Source organism: Streptomyces sp. PCS3-D2, from assembly GCF_000612545.2.
Classification (GTDB): Bacteria; Actinomycetota; Actinomycetes; order Streptomycetales; family Streptomycetaceae; genus Streptomyces.
This window is the reverse complement of record NZ_CP097800.1, coordinates 4,566,811-4,590,525: the sequence shown is the minus strand read 5'-3', so window position 1 is coordinate 4,590,525 and position 23,715 is coordinate 4,566,811. Positions and strand designations below refer to the sequence as shown.

General features: G+C 71.7%; 18 protein-coding genes, 1 tRNA gene and 1 riboswitch. Of the genes, 4 read left to right on the top strand and 15 right to left on the bottom strand.

The features are described 5' to 3' along the window. Position 1 precedes the first annotated feature (1 nt). Both AW27_RS20230 and AW27_RS20225 read right to left on the bottom strand, forming a co-directional pair. The gene (locus tag AW27_RS20230; protein ID WP_037925265.1) at positions 2 to 850 is read right to left on the bottom strand and encodes a Bax inhibitor-1/YccA family protein; all 849 of its coding nucleotides are present in this window, start codon (positions 848 to 850) and stop codon (positions 2 to 4) included. A 168-nt stretch (positions 851 to 1,018) separates the two neighbouring features. Continuing rightward, a tRNA-Leu gene (locus AW27_RS20225) sits at positions 1,019 to 1,100 on the bottom strand. Positions 1,101 to 1,530: 430 nt separating this feature from the next. Between AW27_RS20225 and AW27_RS20220 the strand changes: the two genes are divergently transcribed. Further along, positions 1,531 to 2,295 (top strand): ABC transporter ATP-binding protein, encoded by a 765-nt coding sequence (locus tag AW27_RS20220; RefSeq protein ID WP_106967647.1) that lies wholly within the window; start codon positions 1,531 to 1,533, stop codon positions 2,293 to 2,295. Between the two features lie 58 nt (positions 2,296 to 2,353). Continuing rightward, positions 2,354 to 4,903, top strand: coding sequence for an ABC transporter permease (locus tag AW27_RS20215; protein WP_037925261.1), 2,550 nt, complete (start codon positions 2,354 to 2,356; stop codon positions 4,901 to 4,903). A 109-nt stretch (positions 4,904 to 5,012) separates the two neighbouring features. Here AW27_RS20215 and AW27_RS20210 read toward each other — a convergent pair whose 3' ends face one another. The 9 genes from AW27_RS20210 to AW27_RS20170 form a co-directional block, all read right to left on the bottom strand. Next, entirely contained in the window at positions 5,013 to 6,392 is a 1,380-nt protein-coding gene (locus AW27_RS20210) for an SAM-dependent methyltransferase (protein WP_037925258.1), read from the bottom strand. A gap of 146 nt (positions 6,393 to 6,538) precedes the next feature. Next, positions 6,539 to 7,924 carry an NAD(P)/FAD-dependent oxidoreductase gene (locus tag AW27_RS20205; protein WP_037925256.1) on the bottom strand — a complete coding sequence of 462 codons (1,386 nt, stop codon included), beginning with the start codon at positions 7,922 to 7,924 and terminating at the stop codon, positions 6,539 to 6,541. Positions 7,925 to 8,454: 530 nt separating this feature from the next. Beyond that, a complete protein-coding gene (locus tag AW27_RS20200) occupies positions 8,455 to 9,426 on the bottom strand; it encodes a Ppx/GppA phosphatase family protein (RefSeq protein WP_037925253.1) in 972 nt (323 codons plus the stop codon). Then, complete coding sequence (locus AW27_RS20195) at positions 9,423 to 9,968, bottom strand: DUF501 domain-containing protein (RefSeq protein WP_037925251.1); 546 nt, start codon at positions 9,966 to 9,968, stop codon at positions 9,423 to 9,425. Before AW27_RS20195 ends, AW27_RS20200 begins: the two co-directional genes overlap by 4 nt. A gap of 49 nt (positions 9,969 to 10,017) precedes the next feature. Further along, positions 10,018 to 10,506 (bottom strand): FtsB family cell division protein, encoded by a 489-nt coding sequence (locus tag AW27_RS20190; RefSeq protein WP_037925248.1) that lies wholly within the window; start codon positions 10,504 to 10,506, stop codon positions 10,018 to 10,020. 89 nt (positions 10,507 to 10,595) lie between these two features. Continuing rightward, entirely contained in the window at positions 10,596 to 11,882 is a 1,287-nt protein-coding gene (gene eno / locus AW27_RS20185; protein WP_030028493.1) for a phosphopyruvate hydratase, read from the bottom strand. A 274-nt stretch (positions 11,883 to 12,156) separates the two neighbouring features. Beyond that, entirely contained in the window at positions 12,157 to 12,864 is a 708-nt protein-coding gene (locus AW27_RS20180; protein ID WP_037925246.1) for a transglycosylase family protein, read from the bottom strand. Between the two features lie 3 nt (positions 12,865 to 12,867). Beyond that, positions 12,868 to 13,038: riboswitch (cyclic di-AMP (ydaO/yuaA leader) on the bottom strand. A 276-nt stretch (positions 13,039 to 13,314) separates the two neighbouring features. After that, the gene (locus AW27_RS20175; RefSeq protein WP_037925244.1) at positions 13,315 to 14,343 is read right to left on the bottom strand and encodes a LysM peptidoglycan-binding domain-containing protein; all 1,029 of its coding nucleotides are present in this window, start codon (positions 14,341 to 14,343) and stop codon (positions 13,315 to 13,317) included. An 88-nt stretch (positions 14,344 to 14,431) separates the two neighbouring features. Then, complete coding sequence (locus AW27_RS20170) at positions 14,432 to 15,709, bottom strand: cytochrome P450 family protein (protein WP_037925242.1); 1,278 nt, start codon at positions 15,707 to 15,709, stop codon at positions 14,432 to 14,434. Between the two features lie 172 nt (positions 15,710 to 15,881). Between AW27_RS20170 and AW27_RS20165 the strand changes: the two genes are divergently transcribed. Then, on the top strand, positions 15,882 to 17,066 hold the full coding sequence (locus AW27_RS20165) for a globin domain-containing protein (protein ID WP_236647752.1): 1,185 nt from the start codon (positions 15,882 to 15,884) through the stop codon (positions 17,064 to 17,066). 12 nt (positions 17,067 to 17,078) lie between these two features. Here the strand turns inward: AW27_RS20165 and AW27_RS20160 are convergent, their stop codons facing one another. Together AW27_RS20160 and AW27_RS20155 are read right to left on the bottom strand one after the other, a co-directional pair. Then, positions 17,079 to 18,119, bottom strand: a complete 1,041-nt coding sequence (locus tag AW27_RS20160) for a nucleoside triphosphate pyrophosphohydrolase (protein WP_037925240.1) — start codon at positions 18,117 to 18,119, stop codon at positions 17,079 to 17,081. Between the two features lie 28 nt (positions 18,120 to 18,147). Continuing rightward, positions 18,148 to 18,768, bottom strand: a complete 621-nt coding sequence (locus AW27_RS20155; RefSeq protein ID WP_037925237.1) for a SurA N-terminal domain-containing protein — start codon at positions 18,766 to 18,768, stop codon at positions 18,148 to 18,150. Positions 18,769 to 18,961: 193 nt separating this feature from the next. Here AW27_RS20155 and AW27_RS20150 point away from each other — a divergent pair, with 193 nt between their 5' ends. After that, positions 18,962 to 21,313 carry a YfhO family protein gene (locus AW27_RS20150; RefSeq protein ID WP_037925235.1) on the top strand — a complete coding sequence of 784 codons (2,352 nt, stop codon included), beginning with the start codon at positions 18,962 to 18,964 and terminating at the stop codon, positions 21,311 to 21,313. Positions 21,314 to 21,355: 42 nt separating this feature from the next. On the opposite strand, the gene AW27_RS20145 is transcribed toward AW27_RS20150, so the two are convergent. Then, positions 21,356 to 22,903, bottom strand: a complete 1,548-nt coding sequence (locus AW27_RS20145) for a serine/threonine-protein kinase (protein ID WP_063890628.1) — start codon at positions 22,901 to 22,903, stop codon at positions 21,356 to 21,358. Positions 22,904 to 22,959: 56 nt separating this feature from the next. After that, positions 22,960 to 23,589 carry a hypothetical protein gene (locus tag AW27_RS20140; protein ID WP_037925229.1) on the bottom strand — a complete coding sequence of 210 codons (630 nt, stop codon included), beginning with the start codon at positions 23,587 to 23,589 and terminating at the stop codon, positions 22,960 to 22,962. Positions 23,590 to 23,715 lie beyond the last annotated feature (126 nt).

The following is a 23,715-nucleotide window of genomic DNA, read 5'->3' as shown; positions in this document are numbered from 1 at the left end:
CCTAGTCGTCGCCCGAGAGGATCTGGAAGATGCGCAGCATCTCGATGTAGATCCACACCAGGGTCATGGTGAGGCCGAAGGCCGCCAGCCAGGCCTCCTCGCGCGGGGCGCCGTACGCCACGCCGTCCTCGACCTGCTTGAAGTCGAGGGCGAGGAAGCAGGCGCCGAGGATGACGCCGATGGCACCGAACAGCAGGCCGAGGCCGCCGCTGCGGAACCCGAGGCCGTCACCGCCGCCGAAGACCGCGAACAGCATGTTCGCGACCATGAGGAGGACGAAGCCCAGGGCCGCGGCCATCACGAAGCCGTAGAAGCGGCGGGTGACCCGGATCCAGCCCATCTTGTACGCGAAGAGCACGGCGGCGAAGACGCACATCGTGCCCAGCACCGCCTGGATGACCACACCGGCACCGAAGTAGGTGCTGGTGGCCGCGCTGATCACGCCGAGGAACACGCCCTCGAACGCGGCGTAGGCCAGGATCAGGCCCGGGGCGGCCTTCTGCTTGAACGACTGGACCATCGCGAGGACGAACGCCACCAGGGCGGCGCCGATGCCGATCGCGTACGACGTGTTGAGATTGGCCGGGTCGACGGGCAGCAGCACCCAGGAGAGGGTCGCCGTCACGATGAGCGTGCCGAGCGTCATGGCCGTACGGCTCACGACGTCGTCCATGGTCATCGCCTGGGTGCGCGCCGGCGCCTGCGGCATACCCGTGGCCGGGTCGGCTGCGTAGGGGTTCGTCGCGTACGGGTTGGTCCCGGCCTGCTGGTGCTGCGCGTCAAAGCCCGCGTAGCCACCGTTGTCGCGGCTGAACCCCCGTCGCGAGAAGACCGGGTTACTGCTCCTCATCTCACTCCTCCGTGGCCACCGAGCGCGGCCTTGCAACAAGAGTAATGTGCTCGCAAAGAAAGCACCCTACTGCTGGAGGAGGATCTTAGGAGAAGCCACGGCGGGGCGCAGGGGATAAAAGCGGCGGCTTCATCGGAGCCGCCAGAAGTCCTCGCCAGAGCTACGGAGTGCCCGGAGCCGGACTTGAACCGGCACGACCCGAAGGCCAGCGAGGTTTAAGCTCGCCGTGTCTGCATTCCACCATCCGGGCAGGGTATGGCGGCCCCCGTGGAAAAAGCCTTGAACGCTGTGCCGAGCCTATCCGGAAGACACTCGCCGCCGACCGGCCGTCCATCCGATGTTGTCTGATTTTATTGGCGCTTGAGGGTACGTCAGGCCCCAGAACGCACGGTCGGCCCGCTCTGGACACCGATCACCACCTGTACGGGAATGACGGGATTTCGACGGCCCGCGCCACCCCGTGCGCCACCCTCCGCGCCACCCCGGGCGCGCCTCCACCGATCAGGGTCCCGTCCCCTCGTGCCGGAGCTCCCGTCATACCAGAGGAGGAGGCGCGGCCGTCCGCCGTCAGTCTGGAGTGGGCCCGGGAACAGGCACGGCGGCTGATCCGGGGCGGGTAAGGGCGAGGTGAGGATGGAGGAGTCCCGCACAACAGACCGAGGAGCCGTCCCGTGACCACCATGAACCACGCCCCGCACACCACTCAGGCCGTGGCCGCCCGCGCCACCGGCCTCTCCAAGGTGTACGGCCAGGGCGAGACCCAGGTGGTCGCCCTCGACAACGTCTCCGTGGACTTCGGCCAGGGACAGTTCACCGCGATCATGGGCCCCTCGGGCTCCGGCAAGTCCACCCTGATGCACTGCGTCGCCGGCCTGGACACCTTCTCCTCGGGCTCCGTCCGCATCGGCGAGACCGAGCTGGGCTCCCTGAAGGACAAGCAGCTCACGCAGCTGCGCCGAGACAAGATCGGCTTCATCTTCCAGGCCTTCAACCTGCTGCCCACGCTGACGGCCCTGGAGAACATCACGCTCCCCATGGACATCGCCGGCCGCAAGCCCGACCAGCAGTGGCTGGACACCGTGGTGGACATGGTGGGCCTCTCCGGCCGCCTGGGCCACCGGCCCACCCAGCTCTCCGGCGGCCAGCAGCAGCGCGTGGCGGTGGCCCGCGCCCTCGCCTCCCGCCCCGAGATCATCTTCGGTGACGAGCCGACCGGAAACCTGGACTCCCGCGCCGGCGCGGAGGTCCTCGGCTTCCTGCGCAACTCCGTCCGCGAGCTCGGCCAGACCGTCGTGATGGTCACCCACGACCCCGTCGCCGCCTCCTACGCCGACCGCGTCATCTTCCTCGCCGACGGCCAGATCGTCGCCGAGATGCACGCGCCCACCGCCGACGGCGTGCTGGACCGCATGAAGGCCTTCGACGCCAAGGGCCGTACCAGCTGACGCCGGTCCCGACCCGGCCCTTCCTCCAAGACCTCCAGCCCCAGGACTGAGACCTTCCATGTTCCGTACCGCCCTGCGCAACGTCCTCGCGCACAAGGCCCGGCTGCTGATGACGGTGCTCGCCGTCACCCTCGGCGTCGCCTTCGTATCCGGCACCCTCGTCTTCACCGACACCCTCAAGAAGTCCCTCTCCGGCCAGTCCGCCAAGAGCTACGAGGGCGTCGCCGTCTCGGTCACCTCGTACGGCCAGGGCCGCAACGAGCAGGGCGAGAAGGAGGGCGAGCCCGGCCTCAGCCAGCAGACCCTCGACAGGATCAGGGCGCTCCCGGGCGTCGACTCCGTCTCCGGCCGCGTCTCGGGCTTCGCGGGCGTCGGCGACGAGAACGGCCGGCTGATCGGCTCGGGCTGGTCCAACCAGGGCGCCAACTACACGCCCGTCAAGGACGGCAAGGACCCGCACTACGTCTTCACGCAGGGCACCGGCCCGGCGCGGGCCGACGAGGTCGCCCTCGACAAGGAGACCGCCGACCAGGGCGGCTACGCGGTGGGCGACCGGGTCCGCGTCGCCACCAACGGCCCGGTCAAGGAGTACTCCCTCGCCGGCGTCTTCACCACCGAGGACGGCGCCGTCCAGGCCGGCGGCAGCCTGGTGCTCTTCGAGACCAAGGTCGCCCAGGAGCTCTACCTCAAGCCCGGATACTTCACGGAGCTGTCGGTCGCCGCGAAGAACGGCGCCTCCGCCGACAAGCTGCTCGCCGACATCAAGCCGCTGCTCGACAAGAACACCAAGGCGCAGACCGGTGCGGCGCTCGCCGCCGAACAGGCCAAGCAGATCGAGAAGGGCCTCGGCAACCTCAGCACGATGCTGCTCGTCTTCGCCGGCATCTCGCTCTTCGTCGGCATCTTCCTGATCTACAACACCTTCACCATGCTGGTCACCCAGCGCACCAAGGAGCTGGCCCTGCTGCGCGCCGTCGGCGCCCACCGCGGCCAGGTCATGCGCTCCGTCCTCAGCGAGGCCCTCGTCGTCGGCGCCCTGTCGGCCGCCGTCGGCCTGGCGGGCGGCATCGGCCTGGCGGCCGCGATTCGCACCGTCATCGGCTCCCTCGGCGCCAAGCTGCCGGGCGGCGCCCTGGTGATCGCACCGGGCACCGTCATCGCCGCGCTCGTCATCGGTGTCGTCGTCACCACCGTCGCCGCCCTGCTGCCGGCCTGGCGCACCGGCCGGATCGCCCCGGTCGCCGCCATGGGCAGCGCCCACCTGCCGGCCACCTCGAAGTCCCTGCTCGTGCGCAACATCCTCGGCTCGGTCATCAGCCTCGGCGGCATCGGCCTGGTCCTCCTGGGCGTGTCCACGGGCGGCAACACCGGCCGCATGACCATGGGCGGCGGCGCCTTCTTCATGCTGATCGGCATGATCGTGCTGCTGCCGCTGCTCTCCAAGCCGGTCATCGGTGCGGTCCGTCCGCTACTGCAGAAGGTGTTCGGCGTCCCCGGCAAGCTGGCCGCCCAGAACGCCGTCCGCAACCCGCGCCGCACCGCCGTCACGGCCGCGTCCCTGGCCATCGGCCTGACCCTGGTCACCACGCTGTCGGTGCTCGGTGTCACCGTCGGCAAGGTCGTCGACCGCATGAGCACCGAGAAGCTCAAGGCCGACTACCGGGTCTCCATGTCCGCCGACGCGGGCAGCCTCGACGAGTCGGTGGCCGAGACCCTGGCCAAGGCCCCCGGTATCAAGGCGGTCTCCCCGCAGTCGGCCGGCTATTTCCTGGTCGACGGCGACTTCCGGTCCGCCTCCGGCGTCAACCCGGCCACCATCGGTCAGCTCCTCAACATCGAGGTGCTCAGCGGCTCGCTCGACCGCCTCGGCAAGGGCGAGGTCGCCGTCGCCGAGAAGACGGCCAGGAAGCAGAACCTCACCGTCGGCACCGCGCTCAAGGTGAAGTACGACGACGGCCGGGAAGCGTCCGTCAAGGTCGGCGCGGTCTTCAAGGACATGGACGGGCTGCTCTCCCCCTACGTCATCGACAACAGGATCCTCACCGAGCACAGCGAGGACATGTACATCCCCGAGGTGTACGTCAACGTCGACGGCGGCGCCTCCAAGGCCGCCCAGCAGAAGGTCGTCGACGCCCTCGGCAAGAACCCGGCCATCACCGTCGCCACCCAGCAGGACATGCGCAACGAGATGGGCGGCATGATCAACACGATGCTGAACATCATGTACGGCCTGCTCGGCATGGCCCTGGTCATCTCGGTGCTCGGCGTGGTCAACACCCTGGCCATGTCCGTCTTCGAGCGGACCCAGGAGATCGGCATGCTGCGGGCCATCGGCCTCGACCGAAGCCGCGTCAAGAACATGATCCGCCTTGAGGCCGTGGTCATCTCGCTCTTCGGTGCCGCCCTCGGCGTCGTCATCGGCATCTTCCTCGCCTGGGCCGTCGGCTCCACGCTGGCCAACGCCATGCCCGGCTACGCGTTGGTCCTCCCGTGGGACCGGATCGGGATCTTCCTCCTGCTGGCCGCCGTGGTCGGCGTCCTGGCCGCCATGTGGCCGGCCCGCAGCGCCGCCCGCCTCAACATGCTGACCGCCATCAAGACCGAGTAGCGGGACGCGGAACGCGGACACGGAAGGGCCCCGGGGCGGCACGACGCGCCCCGGGGCCCTTCCCGTCGTCCTTGCAGGAACGATCCGGCCGCGATCCGCCGGGGAGTCCCTAAGCCGGCTGCGCACCCCAGGTCCGCAGCCGCAACGGCAGCCCCGAGTCCCCGCGCGGCGCGGAGCGCACGGCGAGCACCTGGTTGACCCCGAGGCGGCCCCGTTCGAAGCCGAGCGCGGAGGCGGCCATGTAGAGCTGCCAGACCCGGGCCCGGCCGGCCGAGGTGAGCGCCACGGCCTCGTCCCAGTGCTGCTCCAGCCGCGCCACCCAGGCCCGCAGGGTCAGGGCGTAGTGCTCGCGCAGCGCCTCGACGTCGCGGACCTCGAAGCCGGCCCGCTCCAGCTCGCCGACCGTGGTGCCGACCGGGGAGAGTTCGCCGTCGGGGAAGACGTACGCGTCGATGAACGCGTCCACCCGGTAGGCCGCCTCGTCCGCCTCCGGGGGGCGGGCGATCTGGTGGTTGAGCAGCAGGCCGCCCGGGCGCAGCAGGGCGTGCAGGGTGCGCGCGTAGTCGCGGTAGCGCTCGGCGCCGACGTGTTCGGCCATCCCGATGGAGGAAATCGCGTCGTAGGGGCCGTCCTTGACGTCCCGGTAGTCCTGGATCCGGATCTCGACCAGATCGGCCAGGCCCTCGTCCGCGGCCTTCTTGCGGGCGTACAGGGCCTGTTCGCGCGAGAGCGTGACCCCGGTGACGCGCGCTCCGTACGCGCGGGCCGCGTGCAGGGCCAGGGAGCCCCATCCGCAGCCGACGTCGAGGAGCCGGTCCCCGGGCTTGAGGCCGAGCTTGCGGCAGACCAGGTCGAGCTTGTCGTGCTGGGCCCGTTCCAGGGTCGAGCCGGGCGTCCAGTAGGCGCAGGAGTACACCATGGAGGGGCCGAGGACCCGCTCGTAGAAGGCGTTGCCGACGTCGTAGTGGTGGCTGATGGCCTGCCGGTCGCGGCGCCTGGTGTGCCGGGGGCCGCCGCGCCGGGCCGCCTCCTCCGCGGGCGGCGCGGGCGCCGGCCAGGGCCTGGCCAGGGCGACGAGGTCCCGTACGGCGCTCCGTGCCTCGGCGTCGCCCAGCAGCGCCGCGGTGGCCGCCGCGGTGTCCGCGGCGGCGGAGACCCGCCGGGGCAGGCGCGGGCGCAGCGCGCACGGGCGGGAGGCGGGCGGGGCGGCGGGCTCCCGGTCCCGCTGCCAGAGCACGCCCCCCACCCGGTCCAACAGCTCGAACAGGTCGCCCTCGACGGTCAGGTCGCCGGCCACCCAGGCCCGGGCCAGGCCCAGCTCCCCGGGCTTCCACAGGATCCGGCGCAGGGCGCGGCGGCCCCGGACGACGAGCACGGGACCGTCGGGCGGCCCGGCCTCGGTTCCGTCCCACGCGCGGATGCGCACGGGCAGGGGGCCGCCCAGCAGGGTCTCGGCAAGAGCGGCCAGCCGCGGAGCGGCGTCGGTCATGGCGCACCTCCACAAAGTTCCGACCCATCCGTCTACCCCTCCACGGCCCCGGGTACGCCGAAGGGGCCGCCCGCACCACGGATGGCGGGCGGCCCCTTCGGGGTCGTACATGCGGCCGGCTCAGCGGCCGGGCTCCCGGCGCAGGGTCAGGAGGCCTTGGCCTTCTCGGCCGGGGCAGCGGCGGCGGCCGGGGCCGGCGCCGGCTTGGCGGCCTCGTAGAACTCCTCGCGCGGGGTCTCCAGCGCGCCGAGGGAGACGACCTCGCGCTTGAGGAACATGCCGAGGGTCCAGTCGGCGAAGACGCGGATCTTGCGGTTCCAGGTCGGCATGGCCATGCCGTGGTAGCCACGGTGCATGTACCAGGCGAGCCGGCCCTTGAGCTTGATCTTCATCTTGCCCATGACGATCATCGCCACGCCCTTGTGGAGGCCGAGGCCCGCCACCGCACCCTTGTTGGAGTGCGCGTACTCGGCCTGCGGGAAGCCCCGCATGCCCGAGACCACGTTGTCGCCGAGGACCTTGGCCTGGCGCAGCGCGTGCTGGGCGTTCGGCGGGCACCAGGCGTTCTCGACGCCGGCCTTGCGGGCGGCGACGTCCGGGACCTGGGCGTTGTCGCCCGCGGCCCAGATGTAGTCGGTGCCCTGGACCTGGAGGGTCGGGGCGGTGTCGACGTGGCCGCGCGGGCCCAGCGGAAGGCCGAAGCGGGCCAGCGCCGGGTTGGGCTTGACGCCGGCGGTCCACACGATGGTGTTGGAGTCGACCTCAAGGCCGTTCTTCAGCACCACGTGGCCGTCCACGCAGGAGTCCATGGAGGTGTTGAGGTAGATCTCGATGCCGCGGGACTCAAGGTGCTCCCGGCCCCAGGTGCCGAGCTTGGGCCCGACCTCGGGGAGGATCTTGTCGGCCGCGTCGACCAGGATGAAGCGCATGTCCTCGCGCTTGATCGTGGAGTAGTACTTCGCGGCGTCGCGGGCCATGTCCTCGACCTCGCCGATCGTCTCGGCGCCGGCGAAGCCGCCGCCGACGAAGACGAAGGTGAGGGCCTTGCGGCGGACGTTCTCGTCCGTCGTGGACTCGGCCTTGTCGAGCTGCTCCAGCACGTGGTTGCGCAGGCCGATGCCCTCCTCGACGCCCTTCATGCCGATGCCCTGCTCTGCGAGACCGGGGATCGGGAAGGTGCGGGAGACGGCGCCGAGGGCGATCACCAGGTAGTCGAAGGGCAGCTCGTACGCCTCGCCGACCAGCGGCGTGACGACGGCGACCTTGCGGTCCTGGTCGATGGTGGTGACCCGGCCGGTGAGGACCTCAGCCTTGGGCAGCACGCGTCGCAGCGGGACGACGACGTGCCGCGGCGAGATGCTGCCTGCGGCCACTTCGGGGAGGAAGGGCTGGTAGGTCATGTACGAGCGCGGGTCGACGACCGTGACGGTCGCCTCGCCGTAGCGCATCTTCTTCATGATGCGCTTGGCTGCGTACAGGCCTACGTACCCACCTCCTACAACGAGGATCCTGGGACGCTCCGTGGTGCTCATGAGAACGAGTATCCAGCACCCATTGGGGTGTTGCTCGTGAGCCCCTTCACAAGGACCGAGAGGGCCTCTGCTACACTCCGCCGCCCACGTGACGGACGTCATGACGCGCAACGGGAACCAAGAGGTGTCGGGAGTCGTTGTTCACCCGTCCTGAACTGGCCTCCAAGGCTTTGACCGGAGTAGACCACCGGGTTTCGTCCTTATCTCCGACACGGAACCCGCCGCCTCCGCCGATCACACGAACGCGCGACAAAAGGGACCCCGAGGCCTCCGGAAGGCCCCGAGGGGCCCTTCCGGTGACCCAGTCGCACCCTTTTCCTTGTGAAGAACTTCACGAACTTTTTTCCGATCATGGCCCCCGACACCCCTCACACTCTGGTTCGAAGGTCGTTTGGCCGATGGACCAGATGATTCCTCCGGTCATCGCGGGCCAGGCCATGGCTCGTTGCGGTAGCCCGCCCGGACGACCCGGAACGACCGTGACGCCCCGGCCGGTCGACCGGAGCGCCACGATTCAGGGGTTCGGCAGGTCAGGACAGCCGCTCGGCCGCCTCGGCCTCTTCCGCGGTCTTGATCGCGATCCCGTCGAGGATGTCGTGCTCGGAGACCACGACCTCCGAGGCGCCGGTGCGCTCCATGACGGCCAGCAGGACCAGCGCGCCCGCGCCGATCACGTCGACCCGGCCCGGGTGCATCACGGGAATCGCCGCGCGCTCGTCATGGGTGGCGGTCAGCATCCGCTCGGTGATCTCGCGGACCTGCTCGTAGGAGAGCCGGGCGTGGTGGATCTCCGACGACCGGTACTCGGGCAGCCCGAGCGCGATGCCGGCGATGGTGGTCACCGAGCCCGCCAGGCCCACCAGGGTGCGCGCCTCCGCCAGCGGAACGGTTTCGGCCGCCAGGTCCAGCGCGGCCTCGATGTCGGCACGGACGGCGGCGACCTGCTTCTCGGTCGGCGGGTCGGTGACGACCCCGTCCACCACCAGGTGGCGCTCGGTCATCCGGACGCAGCCCACGTCCACGGAGCGGGCGGCCCGGACGTGGTCGTCGCCGACCACGAACTCGGTCGAGCCGCCGCCGATGTCGACCACCAGGAACGGCCGCTCCAGGTGCTCGTGCGCGGTCAGCTCCCGGGTGGCGCCGGTGAAGGAGAACTCCGCCTCCTCGTCGCCGGAGATCACCTCGGGCTCGACGCCCAGGATCTCCACGACACCGCGCACGAACTCGTCCCGGTTCTCCGCGTCACGGGAGGCGGAGGTCGCCACGAAGCGCACCCGCTCCGCGCCGAACTCCTTGATGACCGCCGCGTACTCGCGGCACGCGGCGAAGGTGCGCTCCAGCGCCTCCGGGGCCAGCCGCCCGGTCTTGTCGACGCCCTGGCCGAGCCGGACGATGATCATCCGTCGGTCGAGCTCGACCAGCTCACCCGTGGCGGGGTCGCAGTCCGCGACGAGCAGCCTGATGGAGTTCGTACCGCAGTCGATGCCCGCGACACGGGTCACTGGGACTCCTCCTCCTTCTTCTTCTCCCCGCACGGGGTGACGCAGGCGCCCTTGGCCCACCACTCGGGCAGCATCGCGAGGGCCTCGTCGCCGAAGGGGTTCACACCGGGGCCGGCGGCCAGCGAGTGCCCGACGAGCACGTGCAGGCACTTGACCCGGTCCGGCATGCCGCCGGCGCTCGGGAAGCCCTGGAGCACCTCGATGGCGTCGCGGCGCCGGATGTAGTCCTCATGCGCGGCCCGGTAGGCGGCGGCGAGCTCCGGGTCCTCGGCGAGGCGCGCCTGCATCTCCTTCATCACGCCGTTGGCCTCCAGCGTGCCGATGGCGGAGGCCGCGCGCGGGCACGTCAGGTAGTACAGCGTCGGGAAGGGGGTGCCATCGGGCAGCCGCGGGGCGGTCTCCACCACGTCGGGCTGCCCGCAGGGGCAGCGGTGCGCGATGGCGCGCAACCCGCGCGGCGGGCGGCCGAGCTGCTGCTCGAACGCCTCGATGTCCGCGTCGGTCGGCTCGGTCCGGTCGGTCTGGGGCGGGGGCGTCTGCATGCCTGGAGGGAGTCTCTTCGTTCTCGTCGGATGGGTGCTGCGGTACTCACTAGTCGCCCGGGCGGTCGGCCTTGTCGACGCCGTCCCAGACGTTCGAGTACCAGGGGCGGTCGGAGCCGGCCTGGCCGGTCCGGTGCTGCTCCGGGGGCCGGGCCCCGGGGTCGGCCATGATGTAGCCGACCTCCCCCGGACGCAGGAAGTGCAGGTGCCTGCGCGCCTGCTGCTCCGCGTAGGCGTCGTCCTGCCAGCGGGCCTTCTCATCGCGGAGCCGCTCCAGGCGGTCCCGCGCGGCCGCGGCGGCCCGCTGCTGCTCCGCAATCTCCGAACGCTGGGAGACGTACTGGCGCATCGGATACGCGAGGGCGACGACCAGGGTACAGAGCACGAGCACCAGGAGGGCGGCCCTGCCCGTGAGACGGCTGCGGCGCACCTGCCGGCGCGACTGCGAGCGGTAGACGTGGGCCGCGGTCCGCTCGCCGAGCTGCCTCAGCCGCGTCGCCGTGGAGAAGGTGGAGAACCGATCCCGGTTCCCGGCCATGGGTCCGCCTCCCCTTTGTACGCACTACGCAATACGTCCCCGCACACGGTACGGGACCGAGTGCGGGGACGTACGGAGGCAGAGCGTGATTAGCCCTTGAAGCGCGGGAAGGCGCTGCGGCCCGCGTACACCGCGGCGTCGTCGAGGATCTCCTCGATGCGCAGCAGCTGGTTGTACTTGGCGACGCGGTCCGAGCGGGCCGGGGCGCCGGTCTTGATCTGACCGCAGTTCACGGCGACGGCGAGGTCGGCGATGGTGACGTCCTCGGTCTCGCCGGAACGGTGCGACATCATGCACTTGAAGCCGTTGCGCTGGGCCATCTCGACGGCGTCGAGGGTCTCGGTCAGCGAACCGATCTGGTTCACCTTCACGAGCAGGGCGTTCGCGGAGCCCTCCTCGATGCCGCGGGCCAGGCGCTCCGGGTTGGTGACGAAGAGGTCGTCGCCGACGATCTGGACCTTGGCGCCCAGGCGGTCGGTGATGGTCTTCCATCCGGCCCAGTCGTCCTCGAACAGCGGGTCCTCGATGGAGACCAGCGGGTACGCCTCGACGAGCTCGGCGTAGTAGTCGGTCATCTCGGCAGCCGAGCGGGACTGGCCCTCGAACTCGTACTTGCCGTCCTTGTAGAACTCGGACGCGGCGACGTCGAGGGCGAGCGCGATGTCCTTGCCCGGGGTGTAGCCGGCCTGCTTGATGGCCTCGATGATGAGGTCGAGCGCGGCGCGGTTGGACTCCAGGTTCGGGGCGAAACCGCCCTCGTCGCCCAGACCGGTGGAGAGGCCCTTGGTGTGCAGGACCTTCTTGAGGGTGTGATAGACCTCGGCACCCCAGCGCAGCGCCTCGGAGAAGGACTCCGCGCCGATCGGCGCGATCATGAACTCCTGGATGTCGACGTTGGAGTCGGCGTGCGACCCACCGTTGAGGATGTTCATCATCGGAACGGGCAGCAGGTGCGCGTTCGGACCGCCGAGGTAGCGGAACAGCGGGAGGTCCGAGGCCTCGGACGCGGCGTGCGCGACGGCGAGCGAGACGCCGAGGATGGCGTTGGCGCCGAGCGAGCCCTTGTTGTCGGTGGCGTCCAGGTCGAACATCGCCTGGTCGATCAGGCGCTGCTCGGTGGCGTCGTAGCCGACGAGCTCCGGGCCGATCTGCTCGATGACGGCGAGGACGGCCTTCTCGACACCCTTGCCCATGTAACGGTTGGGGTCACCGTCACGGAGCTCGATGGCCTCGAATGCGCCGGTGGAGGCGCCGGACGGAACGGCAGCACGGCCGGTGCTGCCGTCGTCGAGGCCCACCTCGACCTCGACCGTGGGGTTGCCTCGGGAGTCCAGGATTTCCCGGGCTACGACGACGTCGATGGACGGCACGAGCATCTCCTTCTGGGATGTGACGCTGGGTGTGCGGTGGCGTGTCAGGCCGTGGGATGGCCTTGCCGCCTAGAGCCTAACCGGCTTCCGGGGTTCGACCGGCCGACCGCCCGACCCCTGGGACGAAAAAGGGACCGAATACCCGCCTTCCGGGACATACAACCCTTGATCATCGGCCGACGGGACCGCACACACCGCCGCCCGGCGCGTGGGGGGAAGGGGCGCCGGGCGGTGGGAATTCTGTGCGTTGCGTACGCGTGTGCGGCTCTTGCCGCGACGTTCAGCTGAGCTTCAGCTTCTGACCCGGGAAGATCAGGTCGGCGTCCGAGACGATGTCCTTGTTCAGCTCGAAGAGCTGCTGCCAGCCGCCCTTGACGCCGTTGGCCTCGGCGATGGTGCCCAGCGTGTCGCCCGGCTTGACCTCGTAGGAGCCGTTGCCGGTCTTCGGCGCGACCGGAGCCGCGGCGCGCTCGGAGCGGGTGGTCGGGACCTCGGCGCGCTTGGTGTCCTTCTTCGGCGCGGCCTTGGTCTCGGTCTTCTTCGTCTCGGTCTTCTTCGGCTGGGCCTTCGGCTTGGTGGAGGCCGGGGCCTCGGTGGAGCCGCCACCGGTGTAGGAGGAGTTCGACAGGCCCTTGCCACAGTGCGGCCAGGCGCCCTTGCCCTGCTTCTTGAGGACCTTCTCGGCGACGGCTATCTGCTGCGCCTTGGAGGCCTTGTTGGCCTGCGGGGCGTACGACTTGCCCCCGAAAGCGGCCCAGGTGGAGGACGAGAACTGCAGCCCGCCGTAGTAGCCGTTGCCGGTGTTGATGGACCAGTTGCCACCGGACTCGCACTGCGCGACCTTGTCCCACTCGGACGCGGTGGCGGCGCTGGCGGCCCCCGCGGTCATCAGCGGGGCGGCGACGGCCACACCGGCGACACCGGCGAGCGTGACGATGCGAGCGGCCTTGGAGCCGCGACGGTGCTTGCCCTTGCCGGAAAGCAGCATGAGGTTTCTCCTCACCGACGCCTGCGAGGTGAGCTGTCGGGTTCGAGCCTGTGAGTGCCCGGCGGTGCGACCTTGCGCCCCGCTTAACCCCAAGCCGCTCGTCGGCCGTCTCTCAACGGCCGCTCGCGGCACCTACCTTGGTTCCCCCGCTCCTGCCTTCGGCGCTTGACGCGACGACTGTTCCCCCCGTCCGCCGGCAGGATTCGGCGATGCGGTCGAAGGAGCCCGCGGTGGCGGGCGAATCAGAAGGTAGACATGTCCCTCCCCGATGCTCAACCAGGAGCATCGGGGAGAAACGGCCCCTACTTGCGCTCCCCGCAGGGGCGTTTGCGCAGGTGAGGACGGGGTTTGCGGAACCCCCGGGGCGGGACACGCCAGTTGACCGGAAGAGACACATGTCTCACTTGCAGAAAACAGACAATCAGGCCTTACCGGGCGAACCAACTGTCCTTATTGGGCGGTTAGATCCAGGTTCTGCCCAGGCTTGATCAGGTTGGCATCATTGCCGATGACCTGCTCGTTGGCCGCATAAAGACCGCTCCAGCCGCCCTTCACTCCCTTGGCATCCGCGATGGCCGCCAGGCTGTCGCCCTCCTGCACCGTATAGACGGGGGCCGACGCGGCATCAGACGGCACACCCTCCTCGGGAGACGGCGCACCGCGGTGCTTGCCGTTGCCCTCGGCGGGAGTGGCACCCGGGGCGGCCGGGGTCGCCGGGGTCGCGGGGTTCGCCGGGTCGGCCGGGGACGGGGAGACCGGCGGGGTCGTGGGTGCCGTCGGGTCCGCGGGAAGGGTCGGGGCCGTCGGGTCGCCGGGAGTCGCCGGCGGGGCCGTCGGGTCGGCCGGGACGTCCGGGGTGCCCGGGTCGGCCGGAGGCGTCGTCGGGACGTCGGGCGCGGGCATGACGGGCAGTCCGACGGACGGCGCGTCGGGTATCAGGAAGGGGGAACCCGAGGGGCTGGGGGTCTCCGCGGTCGAGAGCCCGAAGTCCGTGGCGGGCTTGCCGCCCGTGGTGGAGGGAACGGTGTCGTCGGGGCGCGACGGCGCGGGACCCACCGCGCCGGTGCTACCGGGCAGACCGGGATCGACGACGGCCGCCGGACCCTGCTGGTCCAGTCCGGCCGAAGCGGCGCACAGCGGCCAGGCCTGCGGACCCTGGGCGGCCAGTACGCGCTCGGCCACGGCTATCTGCTGGGAGCGGCTCGCGAGGTCGGCCCGCTCGGCGAAGTCCAGGCCGCCGGCATCCTGCCACTGCTGCTGGGTGAACTGGAGCCCGCCGTACGCGCCACTGCCGAAGTTGGCGCTCCACGAGCCGCCGCTCTCGCACTCGGCCACCTTGTCCCATGTGGCGGTGTCTGCGGCGGTCGCGCTCGTGGCGGCCAGCAGCGGCATGGCGAGCGCGGAGCCGGTGACACCGGCCGTGACGACCAGCGCGGGGACCTGGCGGGGGCGTCTGTGACGGCCGTTCCCGGAGAGCATGAGGGATCACCTTTCGCATAACAGCGGGGTAACGGCAGAACCTAGCGGCCTCCGAACGATTGTCACAAGTTCAAGCCGAATCTGACTTTTAATCAGATGTCGCGCAAGTGTTTTGAGTCGTGAAGCGAACGGGAAGAGTACGCAGCCCTCGCATGATCAACCCCCCGCGCCAGCGCAGGTCTTGGGGTGGAACTGCAAGTTCCAGATCGGGCAGGCGCGTCAGCAGGGTGGCGAGGGCGGTCTGCCCCTCCAGGCGGGCAAGTGGCGCACCCAGGCAGTAGTGGATGCCGTGGCCGTAGCCGAGGTGCTGGTTGTCGGTCCGGGAGAGGTCGAGGGTGTCCGGATCGACGAATCGCCCGGGGTCCCGGTCAGCCGCCGCCAGGACGACCAGGACCGGATCGCCGGTCTCGATCCGCTCGCCGCCCAGGGTGAGCGGCTGCGTGGCGAACCGCCACGTCGCCAGCTCCACGGGGCCGTCATAGCGCAGGAGTTCCTCGACCCCCGTGGCCAGCAGCCCGCGCTCGCCGGCGGCCAGGGAGGCCTGCAGGCGCTCGCGCTGGACGGGGTTCATGAAGAGGGAGTGGATGCCGTTGCCGATGAGGTTCACGGTCGTCTCGAAGCCGGCGAAGAGCAGGATGAAGGCCATCGCCGTGGCCTCGCCCTCCGTGAGGTGGTCGCCGTGATCGCTCGCCCGGATCAGGTCGGAGATCAGGTCATCGCCCAGATCATCCCTTTTGCGATGGATGAGCTCGCCGAGATAGGTCCGCATCTGCTTCACCGACCGGGCCACGCCGCCGCGCGGCCCGCCCCCGTGGCGGATCATCATCCCGGCCCAGTCGCGGAAGTCGTCCTGGTCCTCGCGCGGTACCCCGAGCATCTCGCAGATGGCGTAGATGGGGAGGGGGAAGGCGAACTCGTGGATGAGGTCCGCCTCTCCCCGCCCCGCGAACCGGTCGATCAGCTGGTCGGTGAGCGCCTGGACCCGCGGGGTGAACTCGGCGACCCTGCGCGGGGTGAACGCCTTGGACACCAGGCGCCGCAGCCGGGTGTGGTCCGGCGGGTCGATGTTCAGCAGATGCGTCATCAGCTCCGCCTTGCGCTCCCCCGGGATCCCGGTCTTGCCCTTGGCGTGCGCGGGCTCGGCGTGGTGCGCCGGATTCTTGCTGAGCCGCTGGTCGGCGAGGGCCTGCCGGGCGTCGGCGTACCGGGTGACCAGCCAGGCCTCGACCCCGCTGGGGAGCTTGGTGCGGTGCACCGGCGCGTTCTCGCGCAGCCACGCGTAGGCCGGATAGGGGTCGGTCGCGAACTCCCACGTGAAGAGTTCGGGCGCCGCGCCGACGGAGGGAGTGGACGACTGATCGTGCATGTCCTCGACAGTAGCCGCCGCGCAGCGGCGGTCCGGCGCGGGCCGCGACCCGCCATCCCATATGACTCCTTCGTCGCGGCTGTCCGCAGATCGGACCACACTTGACCTCGCCCGGTCCGGCACTCCTACTTTCGGTTGTGTGGATGTGAGGATCTTGAAAAGCAGTTTCGCGGTGGTGGAGAGACGGGCCGAGCACGCGGTCAAGTTCTTCTACTCACACCTCTTCTGGCACAACCCCGGAGTCCGCGAGCTCTTCCCGCTCTCCTCCGACGACATGGAACGCCAGCGGGACCGGCTCTTCGCCGCACTCACCCACGTCGTCTCCCGTCTGGACGACGAGGCCCTCGGCCCCTACCTGCACGACCTGGGACGCGACCACCGCAAGTTCCTGGTCCGCCCCGAGCACTACGCGGTCGTGGGCTCCAGCCTGCTCGCCGCACTCGCCGAGACCTCCGGCGACGCCTGGACCCCGCAGGCGGAGAAGGCCTGGACCGAGGCCTACCAACTGATCGCCGACGCCATGCTCGCCGGGGCCGACGCGAGCGAGGACCCGCCGTGGTGGGACGCCGAGGTCGTGCGCCACCTCCGGTACGGTCAGGACATCGGCGTGCTGACCCTCAGGCCGCACGCTCCCTTCCCCTACCTGCCCGGCCAGTACACGAGCGTGAGCAGCGAGCGGGTGCCCCGGACCTGGCGCACCTACTCCATCGGCAACGCCCCCCGCCCGGACGGCACCGTGGACCTGCACGTCAGCCGGATCGACCGCGGGCGGCTCAGCACCGCCCTGGTCCGCGAGACACGGCCCGGCGACGTCCTGAAGCTCGGCGCCGCCGGCGGCCGGCTGACCTTCCGCCGCGCGGACCGCCCGGTCAGCCTGATCGCCGCCGGCACCGGCTGGGCGCCGATCCGGGCCATGCTGGAGGAGCTCGCGGACCGGCCTCCCCATCAGGACGTGCGGCTCTTCGTGGTGGCCCGGGACGGCGCACACCTCTACGACCGGCCGCTCATCGACCGGTACGGCAGCTCGTGCGGCTGGCTCGACGTCACCTACATCACGCCCGCGCCCGGCCGGCACCGCAACGAGGCCACCGGCCGGCTCGCGACGGCGCTGAGCAACCGGGGCCTGTGGCCCGACCAGGACGTCTACCTCAGCGGGCCGCCGCGGTTCGTCGACCAGACCGCGCGGGTCCTGGCGGAGCTCGGTGCCCGCCCCGCCCGCGTCTTCCACGACGGCGTACCGGCCGCGGCCACCGGCAGCGGGCCCCGGGGCCGCCCGCTGGGCTTCGGCGAATGGTTCCTCGACCGCCCGGCACCGCACTGGCACGACCCGTCGGCCCGCGCCCCGAAGGAGAACTGAGGGGCCCGGCGGCTACCGCGCGGGGACTCCGAGGCCCTCGGCAGCTCGGATCGCGTCCCGGTAGACGCGGGCCGCCGCCCGCAGCGCGGTCTCGGGGTCGACGCCCTCCGCCTCGGCGCGCGCGGCCAGTTGCAGCAGTTCGTAGCCGATGCCCTCGCCGCGGGGCAGCTCCACCGCCACGCCGCCGGTACGGGCCCTGCCCGCGAGTTTGGCCGCGAGCGCCAGACCCGGCTGGCCCACCGGGATCCCGTCGGTGACCGACTCCCGCTGCTTCTCCACCGCCTTGGTGCGCTGCCAGTGCGCGTGGACGTCCTCCGGGGTCTCGGCCTCCGCGTCGCCGAAGACGTGCGGATGGCGGTGGATCAGCTTCTGCACCAGGGAGCCGGCCACGTCGTCGATGGAGAAGGCCCCCAGGCCCTCCCCGCCGGCCTCGCCGTCATCGCCGGCCTCACCCGCCGGAACACCCTCCTCGGCGATCCGGGCGTGGAAGACCACCTGGAGCAGGACGTCGCCGAGCTCCTCGCGCAGCTCCTCCCGGTCCCCGTCCTCGATCGCCTCGACGAGTTCGTACGCCTCCTCGATCGCGTACTTGGCCAGGCCCCGGTGCGTCTGTCGGGAGGTCCACGGGCATTCCCGACGGACCCGGTCCATCACCTGGACCAGGTCGAGCAGGCGCGCGCCCGGCAGGTCGTAGGAGCCGGGCAGCAGTTCCAGGTCGGGCATGGAGACCCGGCCGGAGCCGGCCAGCCGGGCCAGGCCGTCGGTGAGCCGCTGGTCGCCCTCGCCGCTCGGGAGCACCACCACCGTACGACCGCCCGCGCAGGCCGCCACCAGCTCGTGCGCATCCGCGGCCGCGTGCTCGACCTCGACGCCCGCCTCCCGCAGGTAGGGCAGCTGCGGGTGGCCGGGGTCGGCGCACAGCACCCGGTCGGCGGCGTGCAGGGTCTGCCACGCCGGCCAGGACAGCACCCCGGGGGCGACCCGGTGGCTGGTGGTCAGCAGGACGATACGGCCGGTGGGCTCGGCGGCGGTGGGCTGGGAGTGGTCGGTCACCCTCCGAACCTACCTCCGCCGGGAGGGGTCAGGCTCCGGCGGGTTCCTGCTCGGGCCGGGTCCGCTGGGTGATCCACGCCGTGTCCGCCGGGCCGAGGCCGACCTGCTTGGCGTCCCAGGCCCCGTAGCGTGGGTTCACCTCGATGTGGAGGGCCTCCGCGGCCCGGGTGAGCGGCTCGATGATCCTCTCCTCGCCGAAGCGCTCGCTCAGCTTGTCGAGCAGCAGCCGGAAGCGCAGGTCCTCGTCGATCTGCCCGGGCGCCAGCGGGACACGGGCCTGCAGGGCCAGCTGTTCCAGCGCCGCCGCGCCCCTGTCGCCCTCCTGGGCCGTGCGGGCGTCCTCGACCTCCTTGGTCGTGACCGAGATGCCCGCATCCTTCGCCGCCCGCTCCAGCACCCGCAGCTGGATCATCTTGCCGAGCTTGATCCGCTCCAGCTGCGGGGTGTTGGCGATCAGTGTGGCGGCCTGCTCGGACCGGTTCTGGGCGGCGCGCACGTCGCCCACCTGAGCCTGGAGCGCGGAGGTGGTGATCCGTTCACCGCCGACGACGGCCGCGGTGCCGGGCCGGGTCTCGCCCGAGCAGGCGGACAGCAGGGGCGCCGCCGCGAGCAGGGCGGCGGAGACGGAGAGCGCAGTGCGACGGTGCAAAGGAGCCTCCAGGGCCGGGAGATTGTGCGTCCATGCACAAGGGCCGTGCGGTGATCGATGGTATGCAGTAAGGGTGGCCCGGGCCACCCGTTCAACCAACGATTCGCGGGGTGTCCGGGGTACGTGTCTGTTCGTGTCGCAGCCACTTGGTGGCCATCCCCGCGTCCTCCGGTGCTGCCAGGGTCGGCCCACCATGTGGACACCGCACCGCTCGCCGCGCCGCCGCAGTCTGTCCGGCTCGGCGCTCGCCGCCCTGCTCACGGCGGTGGCCGTGTGCGCCGGGGACGCCGCCGCCCGGGTCTTCCCCTACGGATCGCGCCACCGCAGCGTCAACGACCTCGGCAATCAGTTCGTACCCTTCCACGCGCACCTGTGGGACCTCCTGCACGGCCGTGCGCAGGGCGGGCTGCTGTTCAACTGGCAGTCCGGATACGGCACGAGCTTCCTGCCCGACCTCGGCACCTACCTGGCCAGCCCGCTCTCCGTCCTCGTCGCCCTCTTCCCGCGCGCCGACATCGACCTGGCCGTGTACGTCGTCACCGTGCTCAAGACGGTGACCGCGGCGGCGGCCATGGCCTGGCTGCTGCGCACCCTCCACCGGGGGCCGTGGTGGGCGGCCGGACTGCTCGGGGCCTCGTACGCACTGTGCGGTTGGTCGGTGATCGAAGCCTCCTACAACCCGATGTGGCTGGACGGGCTGATCGCCTTCCCCCTGCTGTGCCTGACCGGTGAATGGGCCCTGCGCGGGCGGCGGGTGCTGCTCACCCCGCTGGTCGTCGCCGTGTGCTGGACGGCGAACTTCTACACCGCCTACATGGCCACCCTCGGCGCCGCGCTGGTCCTGCTGGTACGGGTGGTGCTGACCCGGGAGGGCTTGCGGACCCGGATCGCGGTGATCGCCCGGGCGGCCGCGCTGACCCTGCTGGGCATCGGGCTGACGGCGCCGGTGCTGCTGCCGTTGTTCCTCAGCTCGGGCCGGGCCCACCCGGGATGGGCCCGGGAGTTCCGGCCGGTGCCCTGGGCGGACCTCTTCGCACGGCTGCTGCCGGGTACGTACTCCTTCTCCTCCCCCGCCGTGTTCGTCGCCGGCGGCACCCTGCTGTTGGTCGCCGCGCTGCCCTTCCACCGTTCGGTCCCACTGCGCGGCCGGCTGTGGTGGACGGGGTTGACGGCGGCCGTGGCGCTCTCCCTCCAGTGGGCGCCGACCCACCTGGCCTGGCACCTGTTCGCCACCCCGAACGGCAGCCCGTACCGGCAGACCTTCGTCCTGGCCGGGATCGCCGTCATCGCCGCATGGACCGCACTGGAGGGCGGCCTGCCGCAGGCGCCCGCGCTGACCGCGGGCACGGGCCTGCTGGCGGCCGCCGCGCTGTGGGCCGGCCACAGCACGCTGACCACGCCCTGGGGGTACGCGCTGTTCACCGCCGGTCTGGCAGCTGCCGGCGCCGCCTGGTGGGCGCTGGGCCACCGCCGCCTGGCGCTCCCGGCGGCCGCGCTGCTGGCCCTGGTGCTGCTCGCGCAGGCGGCGGCGACCACCGCCTTCGGCCACCGGGGCAAACTGGCCGCCCTCGACGACTACCCGTCCTGGGGGCAGGGCCACACCGCGCGCGCCCGGGCCCTCGCGGCCGCCGAGGGCTGGCCCGCGTACCGCACCGACCCGAGCCGGCCCGCCCTGTCGGGCAACGACCCGCTGCTGCTCGGCGGGGAGGGCGGCTCCTACTACAGCAGCCACACCCCCGCCGTGTTCACCCGGACGATGGCGGCGCTCGGCGCCGGCTGGACCTCGCGCGGCCGCAACGTCCAAAGCATCGACAACCCCGTCACCGACGCCGTCTTCGCGGTCGGCGCCCGCCTGCGGCCGGACGGCTCGGTGCTGCGCGCCGAGGTGCCCCCGCTGGTGACGACCCGCCCGCCCGGCGCACCCCTCGCCTACGGCGACTCGCCCTTCGCCAACCAGGAACTGCTGCTCGGCGCCCGCGTGTACGAGGACCCGCTCGCACCCGGGGTGTGCCGTGCGGGTACCGAGGCCTACCTGTGGGCGCCGGAGTACAACGCGACGGCCCGCCTCGCCGACGGCCCGGCCTTCCGCCTGCGGGGCGACGCCCCCCGCAACCGCGCGGCCCTGCAGCCGATGGGCGTCTCCCGTGGCGCCTCCTCGGCGCTCGTCTTCGACGCCGCCCCTCCGCCGGGGTGGGCCCTGTCCTGCCTGGACCGCATCCGCCTCGACGCGGCGGTGGCCGCCCTGCGCGCCACGGCCGCGACCTCGGTGCGGGTCGGCTCCTTCGGCATCCGGGCCGATCTGCCCGCGGGCAGCACGGGCACTGCGGTCCTCTCCGTCCCCGCGATCGCCGGCTGGACCTGCAACGACCGGCCCGCTTCGGCACACCTGGGCCTGGTCGCCGTCCCCCTCACCCCCGGCACCGCACAGGTCGCCTGCTCCTTCCGGCCTCCCGGTTTGCTCCCCGGCCTGTCGGTCGCGGCGGCGGCACTGGCGTTGCTGGCCGCCACCGCCCTGCGGACCCGGCGCGTCCGTCGGGCGGCCTGACCGGTCATGCCGGCGTGACCGATCCTGCCGGCGGACCGGACGTCAGCGGACCTGGCTGAGCCACTGGAGGGTGCGGCGTATCTCCGACGGGAAGGGGTGGGCCGGTCCGTGCAGGCGTTCCGCGTCGAACAGCAGCCGGGCCAGGGTGTCGTGGGCCGCCGGGCGGTCGCCGAGGGAGAGCAGCAGGTGCGCGATCCGGCGGCGGATCTCCAGCGGCAGGGTCTGGTCCGGGTTGGCGTAGCGGTTCTCGAAGTACGGGAGCAGCGCGCGGTACTCCGCCAGGGCGGCGGCCGGCTCCCCGAGCTGCTCCAGGCACTGGGCCGCGTCGTAGCGGAACCGCAGCGACTGGAGGTCGCCGGCCGGGAACTCCTCTGCGAGACGCCGCAGTTCGGGCAGGGCGCGGCGGTATTGCCCGTCGTCCATCAGGGTGGCCGCGTACTGCTTGCGCAGGGAGCGGACGACCGGTGAGTGCTCGCCGTGCTCGGCGGCGGCCGCCGGGAGGATGCCGCCGAGGATGTCGACGGCCTGTGTGAGCAGTCCCTGGTCCAGGAGCGTGCGGGCCTGGTCCACCGCGCCCGGGATGTCGGGCTTCCGCGGAACCGGTACCGGCGCGGGAGTGCTCGTCGGCGTCGGCGTCGGGGCGTACACGGACGCGGACGGCACGGGCGTTCCCGTCGGCGGGGACACCGGCGGGGACACCGGCGGGGCGGTCGGCCGCGGCGGGACCACCGCGGCCCGGTCCGGCCAGGGTGCCTGCGGCCGTACGAACGGCCGGGTCGGGTCGAGCGGGCCGGCCGCGCCGCGGCCGTCGCGTATCGGGAGCAGCGGCGCGAGTGCCTCGTAGACCTCCTGCGCCGAGGACGGCCGGTCCTGCGGGTCCTTGGCGAGCAGACGCATCAGGAGCGCCTCCAGCTCCTGCGGGACCTCCGGGCGCTGCGGGCGGACCGGCACCGGGGCCTCGTACAGGTGTCGGTGCAGCACGCCCAGGGCGGTGGACCCGGCGAAGGGGACGTTTCCGCTGAGGAGTTCGTAGAGGAGGACGCCGAGCGCGTACAGGTCGGTGTAAGGGCCCACCGCACCGCTCATCGCCTGCTCGGGTGCCATGTACGCGGGACTGCCGATGGGGGTGCCGGTACTGGTGAGGCGGGTGGTGTCGGTGTCCATGACGGAGGCCACGCCGAGGTCGAGGACCAGGACGGTGCCGTCCGGGCGGACCATCACGTTGCGCGGCTTCAGGTCGCGGTGGACGATCGGCACGGCGTGCACGGCCGACAGGACCGAGCACAGCTGTGCGACGACCGCGACCGCCCACTGCCACGGGTACGGGCTGTGGGCGGCGAGGTGGTCGGCGAGGTCGGAGCCCTCGACGTAGCCCATGACGAGGAACAGCTCGTCGCCGTCACTGCCCGCGTCGTGGACGGTGACCAGGCCCGGGTGGTCCACCTGAGCCGTGACCCGGCACTCGCGCACGAAGCGGCGGCGCAGCTCCTCGGCGACCGTGCCCGGGCCGGCGACCTTGTCGGGGCGCAGCAGCTTGACGGCGACCCGCCGGTCCAGGCGCCGGTCGTAGGCCGTCCACACCTGGCCCATGCCGCCCTGTCCAAGGACGCTCGCCAGCTGGTAGCGGTCTCCGATGAGGCGGTCGGTCACTGCTGCGGGTCCCCGAAGGCGGTCTGGTTCGGGTCCTGGCGCGGGCTGCCCGGCGGCGGGGTCTGCTTGCGCAGCAGCTCACTGAGCTCGTCGAGTTCGGCGCGGACCTGCCCGATGCGCGGGGGCGGGGTCGGCTGCGGCGGCACCTGCGGGACGGCCGGGGTCCGGCCCGAGATCACGGTGGGGGCCTGGGCGTGCGGGTAGCCGTAGGAGGGCGAGGTCTGCTGCGGCTGGTTGAAGGGCGCGGGCTGCCCCGGGTACCAGGGCGCGGGCGCCGCGGAGCGCAGGGCCTCGTGGTGCTTGATGTCGGCGACGAGGAAGTACACGCAGGTCGCGAAGCCCGTCAGGATCGAGCCACCGGCGCCGAGGTTGCCCTGCCAGCCGTTGACGTCGGGGGTGGGGTCGATCTCGATCAGCGTCATCCAGGCGACGGCCAGCACGCCGCTGAGCACCAGCAGCGCCCAGTCCCGGGACTTGCGGGTGACCAGCGCGAGCCGCAGCATCGAGCCCCACGCCAGGAAGCCGCAGCTCAGGACGGGCAGCAGCATGAACACCACGCGCAGTGTCACCACGCCGCCCGGGGTGGGCTGTGGGGCGGGCTGCGGCGGAAGGCCGGGGCCGTGCATCGCTGCTCCTGACGGGCCGTGCGGAAGAGGTTTCGGGTCTGAGGGTATACAGCGTTCCCGGCCATCAGTGAGGGGATGCGCGCAACCGTTGCAGGGTCGCAGCACGGCCCCGCCGCGGCGGTGGCC

What these genes read in the sequence shown, in the direction of transcription:
- AW27_RS20180 (WP_037925246.1), bottom strand. Translation starts at nt 12,864, where the DNA reads ATGCTGCTTTCCGGCAAGGGCAAGCACCGTCGCGGCTCCAAGGCCGCT.
- AW27_RS20215 (WP_037925261.1), top strand. Translation starts at nt 2,354, where the DNA reads ATGTTCCGTACCGCCCTGCGCAACGTCCTCGCGCACAAGGCCCGGCTG.
- AW27_RS20210 (WP_037925258.1), bottom strand. Translation starts at nt 6,392, where the DNA reads ATGACCGACGCCGCTCCGCGGCTGGCCGCTCTTGCCGAGACCCTGCTG.
- AW27_RS20150 (WP_037925235.1), top strand. Translation starts at nt 18,962, where the DNA reads ATGTGGACACCGCACCGCTCGCCGCGCCGCCGCAGTCTGTCCGGCTCG.
- AW27_RS20170 (WP_037925242.1), bottom strand. Translation starts at nt 15,709, where the DNA reads ATGCACGATCAGTCGTCCACTCCCTCCGTCGGCGCGGCGCCCGAACTC.
- AW27_RS20205 (WP_037925256.1), bottom strand. Translation starts at nt 7,924, where the DNA reads ATGAGCACCACGGAGCGTCCCAGGATCCTCGTTGTAGGAGGTGGGTAC.
- AW27_RS20220 (WP_106967647.1), top strand. Translation starts at nt 1,531, where the DNA reads ATGAACCACGCCCCGCACACCACTCAGGCCGTGGCCGCCCGCGCCACC.
- AW27_RS20195 (WP_037925251.1), bottom strand. Translation starts at nt 9,968, where the DNA reads ATGCAGACGCCCCCGCCCCAGACCGACCGGACCGAGCCGACCGACGCG.
- AW27_RS20190 (WP_037925248.1), bottom strand. Translation starts at nt 10,506, where the DNA reads ATGGCCGGGAACCGGGATCGGTTCTCCACCTTCTCCACGGCGACGCGG.
- AW27_RS20175 (WP_037925244.1), bottom strand. Translation starts at nt 14,343, where the DNA reads ATGCTCTCCGGGAACGGCCGTCACAGACGCCCCCGCCAGGTCCCCGCG.
- AW27_RS20140 (WP_037925229.1), bottom strand. Translation starts at nt 23,589, where the DNA reads ATGCACGGCCCCGGCCTTCCGCCGCAGCCCGCCCCACAGCCCACCCCG.
- eno (WP_030028493.1), bottom strand. Translation starts at nt 11,882, where the DNA reads ATGCTCGTGCCGTCCATCGACGTCGTCGTAGCCCGGGAAATCCTGGAC.
- AW27_RS20230 (WP_037925265.1), bottom strand. Translation starts at nt 850, where the DNA reads ATGAGGAGCAGTAACCCGGTCTTCTCGCGACGGGGGTTCAGCCGCGAC.
- AW27_RS20145 (WP_063890628.1), bottom strand. Translation starts at nt 22,903, where the DNA reads ATGGGCCAGGTGTGGACGGCCTACGACCGGCGCCTGGACCGGCGGGTC.